The 528-nt window shown below is 34.8% G+C and carries 1 protein-coding gene; it reads left to right on the forward strand.

What is annotated here, in order from left to right; translation table 11 throughout:
- Window positions 1-237 precede the first annotated feature (237 nt).
- Window positions 238-528, forward strand: a 291-nt coding sequence (locus ADIWIN_RS11170) for an ATP phosphoribosyltransferase (protein WP_040757086.1), incomplete at its 3' end; no start/stop codon positions are given.

Below are 528 nucleotides of genomic sequence, written 5' to 3' on the forward strand. Positions count from 1 at the left end.
TCACAGTAAACATCATTTTTTTTGCAAGTTTGCAATAGCTGACTAAATTTGCATTACTATGATGAATACAGGAAGTTTACGCTTTACCTTAATATTTTTATACCCGGCAAATGCACATAAGCATCATGCAGGTCATCATTGCTCCTAAATGGAGGTTTCCCCTCTATCTAATCTCCTACCCCGGGGGAAACAAATCAAACTAAATATATTCTAAGTATTTATTGTATACATTATTCCATGGAAAACATTATCAGGATTGCCGTTCAAAAAAGTGGGCGTTTAAGTGACGATTCTCTCAAACTCATCAAAGAGTGTGGCATTAAATTTCATAACGGCACAGGTAAATTAAAATCTTCTTCAACCAATTTCCCTATAGAATTTTTATTTCTAAGAGATGATGACATTCCAGGATATGTTGCCGATGGTATTGCCGATCTAGGTATAGTAGGAGAAAACGAGCTTGTTGAAAAAGGACAAAAATGTCAAATGTTCTTAAACAATTGGGCTTTTTCAAAAATGCAGGCTTTC

It is taken from the genome of Winogradskyella psychrotolerans RS-3, from assembly GCF_000427335.1.
Lineage (GTDB): Bacteria > Bacteroidota > Bacteroidia > Flavobacteriales > Flavobacteriaceae > Winogradskyella > Winogradskyella psychrotolerans.